Consider the following 19,035-nt stretch of genomic DNA (forward strand, 5'->3'; position numbering starts at 1 on the left):
CGCCGAAGCCGCCGCCGCCCCCGCCACCCCCGCCCGCGGCGTCGGCGGCGCTGGTGTCGGCGCCGCCGCTGACGAAGCCGCCGGTGCCGGCCCCGCCGCTGCCGAAGTTGCCATTGCCACCGCCACCGCTGCCGGCCTGGATCGTGCTGGCACCGACTTGGGCGGCGCCGCCACCGCCGCCACCACCACCAGGACCTCCGATGGTCCCTGTGTTGCCGCCGAATTGGCCGCCGGCGCCGGAGATGCCGCCGCCCGCGAGGGCCACGATGTTGCCGGCCTCGACGACCTCGGCACCACCGCCGCCGCCGCCGGCACCGCCGTAGCCGCCGTTGCCGCCACCGGTGCTGTTGCCGCCCTGGCCGCCGCCTCCGCCACCCCCGCCTGCGGCGGCGCCGGTGGCGGCGGTGAGGTTGCCGGCGCCGCCGGCCCCGCCGGTTCCGCCGGTTCCGCCGGTGAAGCCAGTGCCGCCGTCGCCGCCGTGGCCGCCGCCCCCGGCGTGAACGATGACGTTGCCGCTGACGTTGATGCTGCCGCCCTGGCCGCCGTCGCCTCCGTTGCCACCGGTGCCCGCGGTGCCCGCGATGGAGCCAAAGCCGCTCGCGCTGCCGCCCGGGCCGGCAGCGCCGCCATTGCCGGCGTTGCCGCCGTTGCCGGCGACGGTGCCGCTGGTGACGCTGGCGCCCGTCCCGCCCTGACCGCCCTGGCCGCCGTTGCCGCCGATACCGCCGTTGCCGAAGATCAGCCCGCCGTTGCCGCCGGCCCCACCTGTTGCGCCGTCTCCGCCAGGTCCACCGTCGACGCTGCTCGCCGTGCCAGCGACGCCGGGGGTGCCGGTCCCCCCTGTCCCGCCGTGCCCGCCGCGGCCGAAGAACCAGGCGTTACCGCCTCGGCCGCCGGGTTGGCCGGGCGCGCCGGAACCGCCGTCGCCGCCGGGGCCGAACAACAACCCGCCCGGCCCGCCGGGCTGTCCGGTCCCTGGCGCACCATTGACGCCCTTGCCGATCAGCGGGGTGCCCAGCAACAGCTCGGTGGGCGTATTGATCACCGCGCGAATGGGCTGCCAGACGGCGTCCAGCGGCGACGCGTTGGCGGCCTCGGTAGCCGCATAGGCGGCGCCCGCCCCGCCCAGCGCCGCCACGAACTGGGCATGAAACGCCGCCGCCTGCGCGCTGAGCGCCTGGAACTCCATTGCGTGCCCGGAGAACAGCGATGCCACCGCCGCCGACACCTCGTCGGCGCCCGCGGCCAGCAGTGCGGTGGTGCGGGCCGCCGCGGCCGCGTTCGCGGCGCTGACCGCCGAGCCGATGTTGGACAAATCCGTCGTCGCCGCCGCCATGAAATCCGGCGCCGCAATCACAAAAGACATCGCCGCCTCCCGTCGCTGTGAAGTGTGCGCGGCAAGGCGGCGCCAGTTGATGGGGAATTCTCCCCATTTATTTGTGCAGGGGCCGGGCGGCGCACTCGGCTGGTGCCGAGCGTGCGGGCAGCCGCACGTTCGGCGTCCAATGTGCGGCTGGCCGCACGCTCGCGGACCGGACCAGGCACCATAGACCCGTGCAGACTCTGTGCGGCCGGCCGGTCGCGGGCGACCGCGCGCTGATCATGGCGATCGTCAACCGCACCCCGGATTCGTTCTACGACCGGGGTGCGACCTTCAGCGACGAGGCCGCCCGGGACGCCGTCCACCGCGCCATCGCCGAGGGCGCCGACGTCATCGACGTCGGCGGAGTCAAGGCGGGCCCCGGCGAGAACGTCGACGAGGACACCGAGATCGCGCGGCTGGTGCCCTTCATCGAGTGGTTGCGCGACGCCTACCCCGACCAGCTGATCAGCGCCGACACCTGGCGCTCCAAGGTGGCCAGGGTGGCCTGCGCGGCCGGCGCGGACCTGATCAACGACACCTGGGGCGGCATCGACCCGGCCCTGCCCGAGGTCGCCGCCGAGTTCGGCGCGGGTCTGGTGTGTTCGCACACCGGCGGCGCGCTGCCGCGCACCCGCCCGTTCCGGGTGAGTTACGGAACCACCACCCGCGGCGTTCTGGACGACGTGATTCGCCAGGTGACCGGCGCGGCGGAGCGGGCGGTCGCGGCCGGGGTGGCCCGTGACCGGGTGCTCATCGACCCGGCCCACGACTTCGGCAAGAACACCTTCCACGGGCTGCTTTTGTTGCGACACGCAGGCGAACTTGTTAACACCGGATGGCCCGTCCTGATGGCTTTGAGTAACAAAGACTTCGTCGGGGAGACTTTGGGGGTGGAGCTGACCGAACGGCTGGAGGGGACGCTGGCCGCCACGGCACTGGCGGCGGCGGCGGGCGTCCGAATGTTCCGCGTGCATCAGGTCGAGGCCACCCGGCGGGTGCTGGAGATGGTGTCCTCGATCCAGGGGGTGCGCCGACCGGCGCGCACGGTAAGGGGGCTGGCATGACGGAGCTGGTGGACCTTGCCAGCGAGGGCGTGCTCGCGGCGCGGCCAGGGGACGTCTGGCTGGCCGACCGCAGGTGGAGCCGCCGCGGCCGGACGGTCCGCGAGCTGGAAGAGGCGAAGGCCGGCCGGACCATCTCGGTGGTGCTGCCGGCGCTCAACGAGGAAGCGACCGTCGAGTCGGTGATCGACAGCATCTCACCGCTGGTCGATGGCCTGGTCGACGAGCTGATCGTGCTGGATTCCGGCTCGACGGACGACACCGAGATTCGCGCCATCGCCGCCGGCGCCCGCGTCGTCAGCCGCGAACAGGCGTTGCCCGAGGTGCCCGTGCGGCCCGGCAAGGGCGAGGCGCTGTGGCGCTCGCTCGCGGCCACCCGCGGCGACATCGTCGTCTTCGTCGACTCCGACCTGATCAACCCGCACCCGATGTTCGTGCCCTGGCTGGTGACCCCGCTGCTCACCGGCGACGGGATCCACCTGGTCAAGAGCTTCTACCGGCGGCCGCTGCACGGCGCCGAAGGGGGCGGCGGGCGGGTGACCGAGCTGGTGGCGCGGCCCCTGCTGGCGGCGCTGCGCCCGGAGCTGAGCTGCATCCTGCAGCCGTTGGGCGGCGAGTACGCGGCCAGCCGGGAACTGCTGACCTCCCTGCCGTTCGCGCCGGGCTACGGCGTGGAAATCGGCCTGCTGGTGGACACCTTCGAGCGGTTGGGCCTGGACGCGATCGCCCAGGTCAACCTCGGCGTTCGGGCGCACCGCAACCGACCGCTGGCCGAGCTCGGCGCGATGAGCCGCCAGGTCATCGCGACCCTGCTGTCGCGCTGCGGGATCCCCGACTCCGGGATCGGGCTCACCCAGTTCTTCGCCGAAGGGCCCGACGGTTACGGCTACACCGCGCGCACCTCGCCGGTCTCGCTGGACGACCGACCACCGATGAACGGGCTCAGACCGCGCTGATCGCCGTCTTGTCGGCGGGATAAGGCAATATCGACGACGTGGCGTTGGTGTTGCTGTACCTGGTGGTGCTGGTGCTGGTGGCGGTCGTCTTGTTCGGCGCGGCCAGCCTGCTGTTCGGTCGCGGTGAGCAGTTGCCGCCGCTGCCGCGCGGGACGACGGCGACGGTGCTGCCCGCCTACGGCGTCACCGGCGCCGACGTCGACGCCGTCAAGTTCACCCAGGTGTTGCGGGGATACAAGACCAGCGAGGTGGACTGGGTCTTGGACCGGCTCGCCCGCGAACTCGAGGCGCTGCGCGGCCAGCTGGCGGCGGTCGAGGCGTCCAGACCGAACGATCCCGTGGAACCTGATGACGCCGAGGATCGTCAGGACAAGATGTGAGCGAAGACGGCCGAATCCGCTGTCCGTGGGCGAACGGCACCGAGATGTACCGCGACTACCACGACCAAGAGTGGGGCCGCGTCGTGCACGACGGGGTGGCGCTGTTCGAGCGGATGAGCCTCGAGGCCTTCCAGAGCGGCCTATCCTGGCTGATCATCCTGCGCAAACGGGAGAACTTCCGGCGGGCCTTCGCCGGGTTCGACATCGAGACGGTCGCCGGCTACACCGACGCCGACGTGCAGCGGCTGCTGGCCGACGAGGGCATCGTGCGCAACCGCGCCAAGATCGACGCGACGATCGCCAACGCGCGCGCCGCCGCCGAGCTGGGGTCCGCCGAGGACCTGTCCAAGCTGCTGTGGTCGTTTGCGCCGTCCCCGCGCCCCCGCCCGGCCGACGCGTCGAAAATTCCCTCGACCACCGCCGAATCGAAGGCGATGGCCAAGGAATTGAAACGACGCGGATTCCGCTTCGTCGGGCCCACCACGGCCTATGCGCTGATGCAGGCGACCGGCATGGTCGATGACCATATTCGCGGTTGCTGGGTGCCCGCCACGCCACTTTGAGGGGCTGATCAGGCTTCAGAAGCGGGTCTTTGTGTAACTGCCGCCCCGGATAGGGAACAATGGAGGCGTGATTTGGCAGTCGATGCATTTCAAAGTCGGGTATGGCTGGAAATCCACTGGCGGGGCATGCTCGGCGCCGACCAGGCCCGCGAACGCGGGCCAGCTCGAATCTGGAGGGAGCACTCGATGGCGGCGATGAAGCCCCGTACCGGAGACGGTCCTTTGGAAGCAACGAAGGAGGGGCGCGGCATCGTTATGCGGGTACCGCTCGAAGGGGGCGGTCGGCTGGTGGTGGAGTTGACACCCGACGAAGCGGCCGCCCTGGGCGACGAGCTCAAGGGCGTAACCAGCTAAGGCGCCTTTACGCGCACACCTTCCGGTAGATCTCCAGCGTCTGCTCGGCGACGTGCGCCCACGAGAAGTCCTCCACGCAGCGCTGGCGCCCGGCTTCGCCATAGCGCTTTGCCCTGTCGGGGTCGGCCACCAGCTCATTGACCGCTCTGGCCAGGCCGGCCCGGAATGCGGCCGGGTTGTCGGGGTCAAAGCGCACCAGCGACCCGGTGACCCCGTCCGAAACCACCTCGGGGATGCCGCCCACGTCGGAGGCCACCACCGCCGTCGCGCAGGCCATCGCCTCGAGGTTCACGATCCCCAACGGCTCGTAAACCGATGGGCACACGAAAACCGTTGCCGCCGAGAGTATTTCGCGTAATTCCCCGATGGGGAGCATCTCCCGGATCCAGAACACCCCGTCGCGCTCGCGGGCCAGCTCGGCGACGGCGGCCCGGACCTCCTCGGCCAGCTCCGGTGTGTCGGGGGCGCCGGCGCACAGCACCAACTGCACCTCCGGGCTGAACCGGTGCGCGGCCGCCACCAGGTGCGCGACGCCCTTCTGCCGGGTGATCCGACCCACGAACGCCACCATGGGCCGCGCCGGGTCGACGCCGAGTTCGGCCAGCACCGACCCGCTCTCCGCCGGACCGGCCGGATACCAGACGTTGGTGTCGACGCCGTTGCGCACGACATGCACCTGGCTCGGATCCAGCGTGGAGTAGACGCGCAGGATGTCCTCGCGCATCGCCGAACTGACCGCGATGACGGCGTCGGCGCCCAGCACTGCGGTCCGCTCCACCCACGTCGACACCCGGTAGCCGCCGCCGAGCTGCTCGGCCTTCCACGGCCGCAGCGGCTCGAGCGAATGCGCGGTCAAAACGTGGGGAATGTCGTAGAGCAACGCGGTCAGGTGCCCGGCCAGCCCGGTGTACCAGGTGTGCGAGTGCACGACGCTTGCCGCCGACGCGGCGTTGGCCATCATCAGGTCGGCGGACAGCGTCAAGAGCGCCGGGTTGGCGCCGTGGATGCGCGGGTCGGGCTGCTGCGCGAACGCGTCCGGACGGGGCGCGCCGATGCAGTGCACGTCGACCGCACACAGCCGGCGCAGCTGGGCGACGAGTTCGGTGACGTGTACCCCGGCTCCGCCGTAGACCTCTGGTGGGTACTCCCGAGTCATCATCGCCACCCGCATACCCGCACCGTAGTTCGACGGCGGGGCGGCCCGCATCTCGGGCCAAGGATCGAGCGGCGGTGCGGACCCAAAACCATTGACGGACAGCCCGTCAGCGTGCCGCCAATAGCGCGCTCCCCCTGGCAGCGGTTCGCGGGGGCCGATAGTTTGTAGTCATGAGGGAAGCGCCACACGTGCTGGGGATCGTCCTGGCCGGCGGGGAGGGCAAGCGGTTGTACCCTCTGACCGCCGACCGGGCCAAACCCGCCGTTCCCTTCGGAGGCGCCTACCGGCTGATCGATTTCGTCCTCTCCAACCTCGTCAATGCTCGCTATCTGAGGATCTGCGTTCTCACGCAATACAAGTCGCATTCACTCGACCGTCACATTTCGCAGAACTGGCGGCTATCCGGCCTGGCCGGCGAGTACATCACCCCGGTACCCGCGCAGCAGCGCCTCGGCCCGCGCTGGTACACCGGCTCCGCCGACGCGATCTATCAGTCCCTCAACCTGATCTACGACGAAGACCCCGACTACATAGTCGTTTTCGGTGCCGACCACGTGTATCGGATGGACCCCGAGCAGATGGTCCAGTTCCACATCGACAGCGGCGCCGGCGCGACGGTGGCCGGCATCCGGGTGCCGCGCGCCGACGCCAGCGCGTTCGGCTGCATCGACGCCGACGAGTCCGGCCGGATCCGTAACTTCGTGGAGAAGCCGCTGGAGCCGCCGGGCACCCCCGACGACCCGGAGTCGACGTTCGCCTCCATGGGCAACTACATCTTCACCACCAAGGTCCTCATCGACGCGATCCGCGCCGACGCCGACGACGACCACTCCGATCACGACATGGGCGGCGACATCATCCCGCGGTTGGTGGAGGACGGGATCGCCGCGGTGTACGACTTCTCCGACAACGAGGTGCCCGGCGCCACCGACCGCGACCGCGGCTACTGGCGCGACGTCGGGACGCTGGACGCGTTCTACGACGCGCACATGGACCTGGTCTCGGTGCACCCGGTGTTCAACCTCTACAACAAGCGCTGGCCGATCCGGGGCGAGTCGGAGAACCTGGCGCCGGCCAAGTTCGTCAACGGCGGCTCGGCCCAGGAGTCGGTCGTGGGCGCCGGCAGCATCATCTCGGCGGCGTCTGTGCGCAATTCGGTGCTGTCGTCGAACGTCGTCGTCGACGACGGCGCCATCGTGGAGGGCAGCGTGATCATGCCGGGCGCCCGCGTCGGCCGCGGCGCGGTGGTGCGGCACGCGATCCTGGACAAGAACGTCGTCGTGGGACCCGGCGAGATGGTCGGGGTCGACCTGGAGAAGGATCGCGAGCGCTTCGCGATCAGCGCGGGCGGCGTGGTCGCGGTCGGCAAGGGCGTCTGGATATAGCGCCGCGGCTTCTTCCGCGAGCAGACGCAGAATCGCATATCTGAGCGGTGAAACGTGCGATTCTGCGTCTGCTCGGCGGGCTAGGGGACTTCCGGGATCAGCAGGTGCGCGTCGCGGTCCGGGCCCCAGTGCAGGATGACGCGACCGCGCGGTGAGCCCTCATACGCCGCGGGCATCTGACCGGTCAGCGGGTTGGTCGGACACAGCCAGCGCCCGGCAACCACCAGCCGCAGCTGCTCGCCCGCCCGAAACAGCGTGGCCGACGGGCCCAGCGCGACGTCGACGGCGACCACCTCGCCGGCGGAGACCGGCTGCGGCTCGGCGCATCGTGCGACGGGTTCCCACGGCTGGGAGAGCTCCGGGTCGAGCGCCCGCAGCGAGACCCGCTGCCACCCGGTGCTGACCCGGTCGCGGCCGTACCCGTACGACCCCTCGAACCCGACGAACCGGCCGTCCCGCCACTTCTCCACGCCGACGAACAGGTTGGCGTCGTCACAGCCGTCCAGTTCGACCCAGAGCCGGGCCGCCATCGGGCCGGTCACCTCGACGTCGTCCGGGACCGTCCAGCTGAACGCCGCTGCGTTGGAGGCGGTTTCGAACGCGACGCTGCCGACCCGCGTCGGCGGCTCGGGCGCCAAGACTCCAGCATCCGCGAGATACATTGGCCGCCAACGGGTCCGGGGGAGCGGCCAGTCGGATTCCTCGCGCACCGCGGCGACGGTGTCGCGGTCCTCGCGCACTTCGAGGCGCACGCTGCGGGATTGCTCGGCGCGGTCCAGCACACCGCGGAAGAACTCGAGCTGTTCGGCCCGCGCCGCCTCGGAGTAGAACGTCGACCACTTGCCGCTGCGATGGGTGTAGAGCCGGGCGTGGGCGGAACCCGTGCGCATGAACGCCCGGATCGAACCGCGGCTGTGCAGGTTGTTGTCCGAGAAGCTGCCGCAGACCAGCATGGGAACCTTGATCGCCGACAGCTTGGGCACCACCGAGCGCCAGAAGTCGTCGCGCAGCGGGTGGGCGTCCTGCATCCGCTCGAGGTCGTAGCGTTGCCGGGTGTCGCGGCGCACGTTGCGCGACCACAACCGGGTGAAGCCGAGCTCGCGAACGCCGCCGGGAAAGGTCAGGTCGCGATACGCGTCGGTGAAGCCCTCCCACGGGCAGATCGCCCGCAGCGCCGGCGGCTGCAGGGCGGCGACGGCGTATTGGGTAATGGCCAGATAGGACACCCCGAGCATCACGACGCGGCCGTCGCACCACGGCCGGCCAGCGATCCACTGCACCAGGTCGTAGCTGTCCTCGGCCTCCTGGCGCGACAGCAGGTTTCCGGTGCCGTCCGAGTGGCCGCAGCCGCGCATGTCGGCGTTCACGACGGTGAAGCCGTTCGCGGTCCACCACGCCGGATCCGGCGCCTCCCAACCGGTCAGCGCGGAGAAGCTGATCGGCCGGGTCTGGCGCAACACCCGGTATTGCACCGAGAACGTCCACCGCCCGGCCCGCCGCCGCGGCAGGTTGTCCTTGCCATACGGATGGACGCTCAGGATCACCGGTCGAGGCGTGTCGTCGGGCGTGCGGCAGACGTTGATCCGCAACACCGTCCCATCGCGGGTGGGGACGCCGACGTCACGCTCGACCAGGATGCCGGGCGGCGCCGGGGTGACGGTGATGGGCGGCTTGGCGATGCCGCGGAGCCGGGTCAGCGCGTAGCGCAGGGCGCCGCGACGTCGCCATGGCCGGTCGAGCGCGACTGCCGGATTTCGGGCCACGCCAATACCCTAGGGCGCCTACCAGACATTGGGCACCAGGCGATACCGCACGTGCTGCGCGTAGTCGCGGTACCCCGGCAGGTCCTGGATGAGCAGCTTCTCTTCGTCGAGGATGCGGAAGACGAGCACCGCGACCCCGGGGATGACGAAGAGCAGGCCCCAGTACGAGCCCAGCGCCAACGGCATGCCCACCATCATGATGACGTTCCCGACATACATCGGGTGCCGGACGAACTTGTAGACGCCGCCGGAGGCGACCTTTTGGCCCGATTCGACGGTGACGGTGGCTGCGGCGTAACTGTTTTGGATGATCACCAGCATGGCGAGGCCGAGCCCGGCCGCCACCAGCACGTCGCCGAACAGGCACAGCCACACCGGCACGGTCGACCAGCCCATCCGGTGATCGAGCGCGCTGAACGCCATCATCACGAAGAGGACCAGGAACGAGCTGGTGATGATGACCTTCTGAGCCGCCCTGGTTTCCGCCCGCGGGCCGGCGTGCATGCGGCGCCGCAGGGCCGCCGGGTTGACCTTGGCCAGGTAGATGGTCGGGCCGAGCGAGGCCACCGTGAACACGGCGAGGAAAACCCATGCCTGCCAGTAGTGGAACGTGCCCGCCGGTCCGAACAGGATCAAACAGGTTGCGGCCGTTCCGAAGATCGAGGATGCGGTCAGTCGAATCGTGGTTTTCATGATCGTGCCCTCCCTAGCAACGTAGATCACGGCGTCGAAAAGCCATGGCTCCCAAGATGATCAGTGCGGCGTCGATGGCCAGCAGCCAGAGCAGCGGCGCGGCGGTGAAGTCGGCGCTAACCCGCGGAACGTGGGCGAACGGCTCCAGGTCGAGCAGCCACTGCGGGAACCGCGCCAGCTCGCCGATCAGGTAGATCGCGACGAAGCAGACCAGCACGCCCCACGCCACCGGGGTGAACCGCGGGGCCAGGCCGAACAGCGCGACGGTGACCGCGGCCAGCAGCCAGACGGCGGGCAGTTGGACGGCCGCGGTGCCGACCACGACGGCCAGTTTGCCGCCGACGTCGCCGGCCGCTACGCCGTAGACGAGCCCGCCGGCCACGCCGCTGAGCAGCATCGCGACCGCGGACCCGAGCAGGGCGGCCACCAAATGGCTTGCCAGCCAGTGGGTTCGGGAGACGGCGCCGGCCAGCGTGGTCTCGGCGCGCTGGCCGGTTTCCTCCTGGTGCAGGCGCAGCGTGAGCGAGATGGCGAACGCTGCAGCCACCATGCCCATCATCGCGTAGGCGACCGCGATGAACGCCTCCTCCAGCGCGCTGGTGCCGCCCATTCGCGCGACGATGTCGCGCACCATGGTGCTGTCGCCGAGCTCGTCGCCGATGCCGTGCACCACGCTGCCCATCAGCAGGCCGTACAGGCACAGGCCCACGGTCCACAACACCAGCGCGCCGCGGTCGAGCCGCCATGTCAGGCCGTCGACGCCGCCCAACCGCGGTCCGGCCCGGCCGGGACCGGGACGTTCGGCGATCAGCCCGGCGCCCACGTCGCGGCCGGCGAGCAGTCGGTAGGCCACCAGGGTCAGCACCGCCGTCGTCGCCAGGTGCAGCAGCAACACCCACCAGCGATCGCCCGCGTAGGGCCGGACCTGCAGCGACCATCCCAACGGCGAGAACCACGACAGCGTTCCGTCGCCCGCGTCGCCGACGGCGCGCAGCGTGAACGCGGTCCCCAACACCGCGAACGCGGTGCCGCGCGCGACGCGGGCGCTGGGCGACAGCTGCGCGGCCACCGCGGCGACCGCGGTGAAGACCAGGCCGGAGCAGGCTAGGGCGGCGCCGAACGCCAGCGACCCGGCGCGCGGAATGTCGGTGGTGAGCAGCCCGGCCGCGCCGATCGCGCCGGTGGCGATCGACGCCCCGAACGACAACAGCAGGGCCGCGGTCAGGCTCGCGTACCGGCCGACCGCCGTCGAGTCCACGAGTTCGGTCCGGCCGGTCTCCTCGTCGGCGCGGGTGTGGCGGATCACCGTGAGGATGACGGCCACCGCGATCAGCAGGTGGAACATACCGGCCTTCCAAATGCCAACGGCGCCAACGCTGTGGTTGTAGACCTGGCCGTAGAGCGCGCGCTGGGCAGGGCTGGCCATGATGGACGCCGCGAAGCCCGCGCGGGCGGTCTCGGTTGGGTAGACCTTCAGGACGCTGCCGACGTAGACACTGGCCAGTGGCACCGACAGCAGCAGCACCCACAGCGGCAACGAGACCCGGTCGCGGCGCAGGTAGAGCCGCAACATGCCAAGCGTCCCGGAGAAATTCGAGCTGGCCCGAGGCGCCGGGTGCGCCGGGTGGCGGGGCCGATCCAGGGTCGCGGTGCTCATGCCGAAACCTTCCGCTGGCTGTCCGTCGTGTCGTAGTGGCGCAGGAAGAGTTCCTCGAGCGTCGGGGGCTGGCTGACGAGGCTGCGCACGCCGGCGTCGCCGAGGGCGCGGATGAGCTCACCCAGGCTTTCGCTGTCGACCTGGGCGCGCAGGGTGTTGCCGTCGATGCTGACGTCCTCGACACCCTTGATGCGCCTGAGATCGCCCGGATCGCCGACCATTTCGGCCCGTATCGAGGTGCGGCTGAGATGGCGCATTGACTCCAGCGTGCCGCTCTCGATGGTCCGGCCCGCGCGGATGATGGTCACCCTCTCGCAGAGCGCTTCCGTTTCGGCCAGGATGTGGCTGGACAGCAGGACCGTCGTGCCGCGGTCGCGTGCCTCGGCGACGCACTGCTGAAACACGTTCTCCATCAACGGGTCCAGTCCGCTGCTGGGTTCGTCCAGCAGGAGCAGCCGGGCGTGTGACGAGAAGGCCGAGATCAGCGAGACCTTCTGCCGGTTGCCCTTCGAGTAGGTGCGCGCCTTCTTGTGCGGGTCGAGGTCGAAGCGCTCGATGAGCTCGGCGCGGCGCGCCTCGTCGAGCCCCCCGCGCATGCGGGCCAGCAGGTCGATGGTCTCGCCGCCGGTCAGTGAGGGCCACAGCGTCACATCGCCCGGTACGTAGGCGATTTGGCGGTGCAGGGCGACCGCGTCGGTCCACGGGTCGCCGCCCAGCAACCGGACGTTTCCGCCGTCGGCCTTCACCAGGCCCAGCAGGATGCGGATGGTCGTCGACTTCCCCGCCCCGTTCGGCCCGAGGAAGCCGTGCACCTCTCCCTCGCGCACCGTGAGGTCGAGGCCGTCCAGCGCGCGCACCGCGCCGAAGTTCTTCCTCAGGCCACGGATTTCGATCGGTGCCACGTTATCAGTCGGCATGTGATTCTCCTTGATCTTCTGCTGCCAGGAATGCGTCGTACATGGTGCGGTCGACCATCAGGCCCTCGGTGTAAATCTCCAGGGCCGGCAGGATCATGTCCCGCGCGTAGTCGCGCAGGACCGCACGCAGATCGGTTGGGGTGTCGTGCATCTGCAGATAGAGCAGGAGCCCGCCGCCTCCCGTGATGCCCAGGTACTTGGCCCTGGCCCGGGGGTCCCGGCTAGGCTTGATGGTCCCGGCCCGCACGCCGTCTTCCAGGTATCCCTCGGCGTTGTCAATCATCCTCTGCCACAACATCTTCGCGAGGTCGCCGCCGGTCTGCATGCTGCGTAACACGTAGGCGGTCATCGGGGCGAATTCTTCGATTTCGGCCAATTGCCCGAACCACACGGCCGGGTCGTTGGATTGCAGCGCCTCCGCCTTGGTCTCGCGGATCTGTTCTGCGACGTAGTCGTCGCAAGCCTTGCGCAGGCCCTCCTTGGAGCCGAAGTGGTGGATCACCAGCGCGGCGCTCACCCCGGCCGCGTCGGCGATCTTGCGCAGTCCGACGCCGAAGCCGTGCTCGCCGAACTGCTCGATGGCCGCGTCTCGGATCCGGGCGGCGGCGGTCAGGTCGGCTGAACGCATGTTCAGTACACTAAACGCGCGTTCAGCCGAGCGTCAAGGAGGCGCCTCGTCAGGAACTCGTAAAGATTTGGCTGCGGGAGCTAGTCGCGGACCGCGGCCAGCAGCCCGTCGCCGAGCGGCACCAGGGCGGGGGTGAGCCGCTCGTCCTCGGCGATGAGCCGGGCCGCCTCGCGGACCGCGGTCACCTCGGCGTCGCGGGCCGCGGGATCGCCGGCCCGTCCGCCCAGCGCCGCGCGGTGCACCACTATGACACCGCCGGACCGCAGCAGCCGCACGCCCTCGACGACGTAGTCCGGCTGGTCGATCGGATCGGCGTCGATGAACACCAGGTCATAGGACTGGTCGGCGAGGCGGGTGAGCACCTCCTGGGCGCGGCCGCCGATCAGCCTGGTCCGCGACGGTCCGATGCCGGCGTCGGTGAACGCCTGCTTGGCGATCCGCAGGTACTCGGGCTCGATATCGATCGTGGTCAGCACCCCGTCGTCGCTCATGCCCGACAGCAACCACAGCCCGCTGACCCCGGCGCCGGTGCCCACCTCCGCGACGGCCTTGCCGCCGCTGAGCTTGGTCAGCAGGCTCAACAGCGCCCCGACCGCGGGCGTCACCGCCCCGGCGCCGATCTCCTCGGCGCGTTCGCGGGCGGCCGCCAGCAGCGCGTCCTCCGAGATCGAGGCCTCGGCGTGCGCGCACAGCGATTCGGCTCGACTGGGGGCCGCCTGGGCGGGGGTTTTTTCGTCGGTGCCGTCCATGCCCGCAGCGTATTCCAATTTGCGGCGCGGGCCGGCAGGCGCGCCTTAAACGGGACCGCCCCGACACGCCCAACGCCCGCGGCGCGACGAAGCTCACTCGCCGACGGATTCGCCCTGCTCAACGTTGGTAACGATCTGGTTTCTCAGCCAAACCTCAGATTGCTCCTATGCCCTGCATACGCCAATGGGTGACGGTATGCATATGGAACGCGGGGTGGTGGGGGCCGGGAATACAAATCGCCGGAATGGGAATACACGCTGGGAACTCCGCGTTGACGCGGTCGATGAGCTGCCGAACTTTGACGGCAGGCCAACTCTGGAGGATCCAATCACCACAGCGCTTTTGAGCCCGACCACCATGTCTCACGTCCAGGACTGCCCAGACGACGAATGGGTGGAAACGACGGACGCGTTGCAGGGCACCGCGGTGTTCGACGCGACGGGGGACATGGCGACGATGCCGTCGTGGGACGAGCTGGTGCGCCAGCACGCCGACCGGGTGTACCGGCTGGCCTACCGCCTTTCGGGCAACCAGCAGGACGCCGAGGACCTGACCCAGGAGACGTTCATCCGGGTGTTCCGCTCGGTGCAGAACTACCAGCCCGGGACCTTCGAGGGCTGGCTGCACCGCATCACCACCAACCTGTTCCTGGACATGGTGCGCCGGCGCGCGCGCATCCGCATGGAGGCGTTGCCCGAGGACTACGACCGGGTGCCCGCCGACGAGCCCAACCCCGAGCAGATCTATCACGACTCGCGACTCGGGCCGGACCTGCAGGCCGCGCTGGACTCGCTGCCGCCGGAATTTCGCGCCGCCGTCGTGCTGTGCGACATCGAGGGTCTGTCCTACGAGGAGATCGGCGCCACCCTCGGCGTCAAGCTGGGCACGGTGCGCAGCCGCATCCACCGCGGTCGCCAGGCGCTGCGCGACTACCTCGCCGCACACCCGCAAACCGGTGACGCGGCGCAGGTCAAGTCAGCCTAACCGCCAGGGCGAACCGGGCGGTCGCCGCGGTCCTAAGGGCTCGCCAATCAAAGAGGGGTGGGCTCTCAGAGCTCGGAGATGATTGCCTCGCGCTTCGCGCTGTACTCCACGTCGGAGATCGCCCCGGTGGCGCGCAGCGTCTCGAGCTTCCGGAGCCGCTGCGAGACGGTCGGATGCGCTGCGGGTGCGGGCGGGGCTGCCGTGGGTGCGGCGGGCGCGGCCGCAGGAGGGGTCTGCTGGGCCGCGGCGCGGCGCACCACGGTCATGACTTGCTGGCGCAGCGCCGGGCTGGAGCGCATATCGACCACTCCACTCGGCGGAATGTTGTTGGCCTTATAGATCTGCAGGATCTCCATCAATGGGCCCGCCTGACCCGTCAGGTCATAGGTCCTGTTGTCCTCGACGCTCGTGAACTGAGCCGGCGCCATACCGTTGACTAAAGAACTCCTGCCCCAGTCAATTTCGTAATTTTGAGTGGCTGGGTCCACCAGCACGACGAGTTTGCCCCGAATGAGATTACCGTGTCGCACAATGTCGGCCTCTATCCGTTTCTGGCTGTCGAACGCGAACCCCGGCCCGGCGATGCGCAGGTTCACTTTGATCACCGGCCGGTCGTTGATGCGGGTCCCCGTTTCGGTCAGGCCAATGATCCAGGCCAGCACCAGCACCCCGCTCTGTTCGAGCGCCGCAAGCTCAGCTTCCCGCCTGCCGATGGAGTTGGCCACGAACGGCGTGGCTACCACGGCGGCAAAGGTGATGAATAGCCCGATGTACAGAACCCAGGGTTCGTTCCGCCGTGCGATGGGCGGAATCACGAAGAAGTAGCCGATCAGTAAGACCGGCCCCATGAACCCGTACCTCAGAACGATGGGTTGAGCCTTGAGGTAGCGCCTTAGATTCATGGTTGGATCCTGTCGTTGCGGTCGGCTGGCGCCGGCAGTGCGCGGGCTTCGGGGGGCGCGCTAGTTAGCCAGTGTGCGCTGGCGAGCGGCGGCGGTTGATGGGGAATTTTCCCTATATTTTCTTGGAACCGAGTTTCACTGACCGTCAAATGCACGAGGAAAACGGCGGCGATTGTTATTCGCTTGCCGCTGCGTGTAGGCGCAATTGGCCTGATCGATCAGGAGTCGATCGTTTGGGGTTGCCGTGCCTGAGCGGCGGCCTGGGTGCGGTTCTCCACGCCGAGTTTGGTCAGGATCGATTCCACGTGGTGGCCAACGGTTTTGGGGCTGATGGAGAGTCTGGTGGCGATGTTGGCATCGCTGTAGCCGGCAGCGATCAGCGTGAGCACTTCCCGTTCGCGGCGGGACAGTCCTGCCGGGTCGGCGCGGAGGTCGGCGCGCCGGGTGCGGGGCGTGCGGCCGCGCAGCTCGGTGAGGCGTTGGCGCGCGCGGCGGGCAGCGGTCTTGGCGCCGAGGCGGCGGAACGTCGTCAGCGCCGTTTCCACGGAGGCAATGTCGCCGCCGAGTTGGGCGATTGCCGCCTCGTAGGGGCAGCCGCGGCGCGTCCATGCGGCGGCGGCGGCCTGCCAGTTCCCGCTGACCTCCAGTTGGAAGGGGTTGGTCGGGTCGGCGATGGCGATGGGTGCTGCCGTTCTCTTGGATAGGTGCACCCAGCGCAGCAACGGCCCCCTGAGCCAGGGATTTCCGTCGGCGCCTATGGTGGACAGCCCGCTCTCAGCTTCACGGCGTGCCGCGTCGTCGTCACCGGCTAGCCAAGCGGCCTCCGCGCGTGCGGCCCACACCGGAAAGAAGCGCGACTGGTGCAATTCGGAATTCCCCGCGATCTCATCAACCAGTGAGGCAATCGGCTGCTCACCACGACGCGCACAAATCAGGGCGAGCGCGCGCCGGGGGGCGATCCGATGAAAGCTGGACAGCCCGGGGCGGGTGAGCACGTCCTCGGCATACGTGCTGGCGCGGTCCCACAGACCGCGGTGCAGGGCGACCACGGCTGCCTGGCCGATGACAAACGCTTCGAACGTGAAAAGATCACGGTCACGGCAGTATTGAAGGGTTTGCGCGATGTAGCGATCGGCCCGATCCAGGTCGAAGTGTAGCGCCGCGGCAGCGCAGATATCGGACCCGAGTTTGCCGGCATTTTCGCCGCGGGTGTCGGTGGCCAGCGCCTGCCGCCATGCCGCTTCCAGCTCCTCCCATCCGGCGTCGGTCCGCACCACGCGGGCCAACGCGGCAGATCCGCGGGCCCGGATGACGACCGCCTCGTCACCGATCTGCGTACCGACAGTGATCGCGCGGGCCGCGTAATCGGCGATCGCCGGGTCCCAACCAAGAACGCACAATTCGGCCATGTTCAGCAAGGCCTGAGCCAGCTGTGGACAGGGCTCGGCGTCTTGCACCAGCCGCAGCGACGCCATCGCGGCGTCCGCGGACTCGCTGATACGGTCCATGAGGACCAGTTCGTGTGAAAGCCAACGCAGGTCCTCGGATTCGGCAAATTGATCACCCGAAGCGCGACGCAGCTTGATCGCGTCACGCCAGGACGACACCCCGCTGAGGCCGCCCAAATAGCTGGCCAACGCGTGCTGCTCGAGCCAGATCACCTTCTGGTCGGTGGGCCTCGTGCCAGCGTGGCGCAACGCCAGCGCATATAGGTCAGCGGCTTGGCGGTGCGCTCCCAGCGCGGTGGCCCGTTCGGCCGCGGAGATGCCATAACGCATTGCAGCGTCCCGATCATCGGCCTGGTCGGCGTGAAACGCCAAAGCTGCCAACGTGTTCGGGTCGATGGGCGGTTCGGCCAGCGCTTCCAGCGCCCCGGCGTGCAGGGCCTTGAGCCGATAGGTGTCGATGCCCTCCAGCGTGGCGCGTCGGGCCAGCTCGTGGCGAAACGCGACCGCTTGGCCGTCGGCAATGAGCACGCCCGCGTCGAGGCATTCGGCCAGCCCGGTCGCTGCGACCGGGCACATTTGCCGCACAAGTTCTGGATCGGCGCGCGGTCCGCAAACGGCAACGGCCTGCGCCGTCTCGCGCGCGGCCGCTGACAGCCTGCCCAGCCGGCCCCACACCGCCTCAGAAATGCTGCGCGGCAAGGCGTTCCGGGCCGCCGCCGCGATGCCGGCGGCCAACAATTCCGTCACGAAAAACGGGTTTCCGCCGGTGAGTTCGTGCAACTGGTCCGCGTTCACGCCGCTGCCGGCGGCCAGTACCTCGACCGCCTCGCGGCTCAGCGGCCTCAGCTGAATGCGGCTGACGGCCGCGCAGGTGGCTACGTCCCCGAGTGCAACCGAAAGCGCATGCTGTGCGTCGAGCTCGTCGTCGCGATACGACACCAGCAGCAGCAGGGGCAGCGACCTGATGCGCCGTGCGAAAAATCGCACCAGATCCAGGGTGGCCCCGTCGGCCCAATGGGCGTCTTCAATCACCCATATCCACCGGTGTCCGTCGCGCAGCAACGCCAACAGTCGCGGGTATAGCGCTGCGGTGTCACCCGCGTCGATCGCCGCACTCAGCGCCGCCGCGGCCGCGGGATCCAGGCCGGCCAGCGCGTCGATCAAGGGACCCAACGGCCGTGGCGTGCTGAGCGGATCACATCCGCCGGCCAACACCCGCACCGATGGGTTCAGCCCGGCGGTGAACCCGTTGATCACTGCGGTCTTGCCGATTCCGGCCTCCCCACGCAGCAACACCACCCGGCCGCCGCTGCGCCGAACCCTCCGTTCTAGCGCTCCTAGCTCGGTCAGTACCGCCTCGCGCTCCAGCAAGCGCTCCAACCTAATCCGACGTCGTCGTTGTGGCGCTGTCATTTCGGGCGCTCCAAAAAATGGGGAATATTCCCGATGAACCGCGCGCGCCCACCGGCGCACGCTAGGAGGCGAGCGCCTCGGGATGCCGCCCTGTCGAGAGGAAAGGCCGCGGTAACCGCACATCCGGACATGATGCGGATTCACTGTAGCCCGAACGGCGCCCGGACGCGCCCCACACGAACCGCCCAGATGCGCTCGGTCCCCGGGGCCTCCGCCGCCCCCCGTCCCACCCTGGTGGGTTCCGCGAGTCGACTTGCGTTCGGACGGCACGGAATTGCCGTCCTCACAACGCAATTGGTTGCAGATCGGGTTGCTGCGTCCCCAGCAGCCGATTTGTGCGGAGTTGCCTTGAAAACAGCTCACGCAAACCGGATCAACGGCGAGTGCGCCGTCGCGCTCAATCAGGAGTCGACTGTTTGAGGCTGCCGCGCCTGAGCGGCGGCCTGGGTGCGGTTCTCCACGCCGAGTTTGGTCAGGATCGATTCGACATGGTGACCAACGGTTTTGGGACTGATCGACAGTTTGGTGGCGATGTCGGCGTCGCCGTGGCCGGCGGCGATCAGCGTGAGCACCTCCCGTTCGCGGCGGCTCAGCCCGTCCGGGTCGGACCGGATGTCCGCGCGCCGGCTGCGCGGCGTGCGGCCGCGCAGCTCGGTGAGGCG

Annotated in this window: 18 protein-coding genes; 7 read left to right on the plus strand and 11 right to left on the minus strand. The window is 69.4% G+C overall.

Translation table 11 applies throughout. From position 1 onward, the window contains the following. A partial coding sequence (locus N415_RS31770) for a PE family protein (protein ID WP_152531633.1) occupies window positions 1-1,366 on the minus strand: 1,366 nt, incomplete at its 3' end. 236 nt (window positions 1,367-1,602) lie between these two features. Between N415_RS31770 and folP the strand changes: the two genes are divergently transcribed. From folP to N415_RS28940, 5 genes are all read left to right on the plus strand, one after another. Next, entirely contained in the window at window positions 1,603-2,427 is an 825-nt protein-coding gene (folP, locus tag N415_RS28920; RefSeq protein WP_068189341.1) for a dihydropteroate synthase, read from the plus strand. After that, a complete protein-coding gene (locus N415_RS28925) occupies window positions 2,424-3,380 on the plus strand; it encodes a glucosyl-3-phosphoglycerate synthase (RefSeq protein WP_068189303.1) in 957 nt (318 codons plus the stop codon). The genes folP and N415_RS28925 overlap by 4 nt, the downstream gene beginning before the upstream one ends. A 38-nt stretch (window positions 3,381-3,418) precedes the next feature. Beyond that, window positions 3,419-3,760: a DivIVA domain-containing protein gene (locus N415_RS28930; protein WP_068189310.1), complete on the plus strand. Its 342-nt coding sequence runs from the start codon at window positions 3,419-3,421 to the stop codon at window positions 3,758-3,760. Further along, on the plus strand, window positions 3,757-4,323 hold the full coding sequence (gene tag / locus N415_RS28935; protein WP_068189313.1) for a DNA-3-methyladenine glycosylase I: 567 nt from the start codon (window positions 3,757-3,759) through the stop codon (window positions 4,321-4,323). Before N415_RS28930 ends, tag begins: the two co-directional genes overlap by 4 nt. A gap of 186 nt (window positions 4,324-4,509) precedes the next feature. Then, window positions 4,510-4,677 carry a DUF3117 domain-containing protein gene (locus N415_RS28940; RefSeq protein WP_003406247.1) on the plus strand — a complete coding sequence of 56 codons (168 nt, stop codon included), beginning with the start codon at window positions 4,510-4,512 and terminating at the stop codon, window positions 4,675-4,677. A gap of 7 nt (window positions 4,678-4,684) precedes the next feature. Here N415_RS28940 and glgA read toward each other — a convergent pair whose 3' ends face one another. Next, entirely contained in the window at window positions 4,685-5,848 is a 1,164-nt protein-coding gene (gene glgA / locus N415_RS28945) for a glycogen synthase (RefSeq protein ID WP_068189344.1), read from the minus strand. Between the two features lie 155 nt (window positions 5,849-6,003). Here glgA and glgC point away from each other — a divergent pair, with 155 nt between their 5' ends. After that, window positions 6,004-7,218 (plus strand): glucose-1-phosphate adenylyltransferase, encoded by a 1,215-nt coding sequence (gene glgC, locus N415_RS28950; protein ID WP_068112822.1) that lies wholly within the window; start codon window positions 6,004-6,006, stop codon window positions 7,216-7,218. Between the two features lie 80 nt (window positions 7,219-7,298). On the opposite strand, the gene N415_RS28955 is transcribed toward glgC, so the two are convergent. From N415_RS28955 to N415_RS28980, 6 genes are all read right to left on the minus strand, one after another. After that, window positions 7,299-8,981, minus strand: a complete 1,683-nt coding sequence (locus N415_RS28955) for a CocE/NonD family hydrolase (RefSeq protein WP_068189318.1) — start codon at window positions 8,979-8,981, stop codon at window positions 7,299-7,301. An 18-nt stretch (window positions 8,982-8,999) separates the two neighbouring features. Further along, window positions 9,000-9,674 carry an isoprenylcysteine carboxylmethyltransferase family protein gene (locus tag N415_RS28960; protein WP_068189320.1) on the minus strand — a complete coding sequence of 225 codons (675 nt, stop codon included), beginning with the start codon at window positions 9,672-9,674 and terminating at the stop codon, window positions 9,000-9,002. Between the two features lie 13 nt (window positions 9,675-9,687). Beyond that, window positions 9,688-11,331, minus strand: a complete 1,644-nt coding sequence (locus N415_RS28965; RefSeq protein ID WP_152531634.1) for an ABC transporter permease — start codon at window positions 11,329-11,331, stop codon at window positions 9,688-9,690. After that, window positions 11,328-12,248 carry an ABC transporter ATP-binding protein gene (locus N415_RS28970; RefSeq protein ID WP_068189322.1) on the minus strand — a complete coding sequence of 307 codons (921 nt, stop codon included), beginning with the start codon at window positions 12,246-12,248 and terminating at the stop codon, window positions 11,328-11,330. Before N415_RS28970 ends, N415_RS28965 begins: the two co-directional genes overlap by 4 nt. Next, a complete protein-coding gene (locus N415_RS28975) occupies window positions 12,238-12,876 on the minus strand; it encodes a TetR family transcriptional regulator (RefSeq protein ID WP_068189324.1) in 639 nt (212 codons plus the stop codon). Before N415_RS28975 ends, N415_RS28970 begins: the two co-directional genes overlap by 11 nt. 80 nt (window positions 12,877-12,956) lie before the next feature. Then, window positions 12,957-13,625: an O-methyltransferase gene (locus N415_RS28980; RefSeq protein WP_068189332.1), complete on the minus strand. Its 669-nt coding sequence runs from the start codon at window positions 13,623-13,625 to the stop codon at window positions 12,957-12,959. A 202-nt stretch (window positions 13,626-13,827) separates the two neighbouring features. Between N415_RS28980 and sigE the strand changes: the two genes are divergently transcribed. Further along, window positions 13,828-14,610, plus strand: coding sequence for an RNA polymerase sigma factor SigE (gene sigE, locus N415_RS28985; protein WP_068189350.1), 783 nt, complete (start codon window positions 13,828-13,830; stop codon window positions 14,608-14,610). 65 nt (window positions 14,611-14,675) lie between these two features. Here the strand turns inward: sigE and N415_RS28990 are convergent, their stop codons facing one another. The 3 genes from N415_RS28990 to N415_RS29000 form a co-directional block, all read right to left on the minus strand. Continuing rightward, window positions 14,676-15,512, minus strand: coding sequence for an SHOCT domain-containing protein (locus N415_RS28990; RefSeq protein WP_068189335.1), 837 nt, complete (start codon window positions 15,510-15,512; stop codon window positions 14,676-14,678). 218 nt (window positions 15,513-15,730) lie between these two features. Beyond that, window positions 15,731-18,331 carry a LuxR family transcriptional regulator gene (locus N415_RS28995; protein WP_239645732.1) on the minus strand — a complete coding sequence of 867 codons (2,601 nt, stop codon included), beginning with the start codon at window positions 18,329-18,331 and terminating at the stop codon, window positions 15,731-15,733. 443 nt (window positions 18,332-18,774) lie between these two features. Beyond that, a partial coding sequence (locus tag N415_RS29000) for a helix-turn-helix transcriptional regulator (protein ID WP_161630365.1) occupies window positions 18,775-19,035 on the minus strand: 261 nt, incomplete at its 5' end.

Origin of the sequence: Mycobacterium sp. UM_CSW, assembly GCF_000455205.1 — a bacterium.
Classification (GTDB): domain Bacteria; phylum Actinomycetota; class Actinomycetes; order Mycobacteriales; family Mycobacteriaceae; genus Mycobacterium.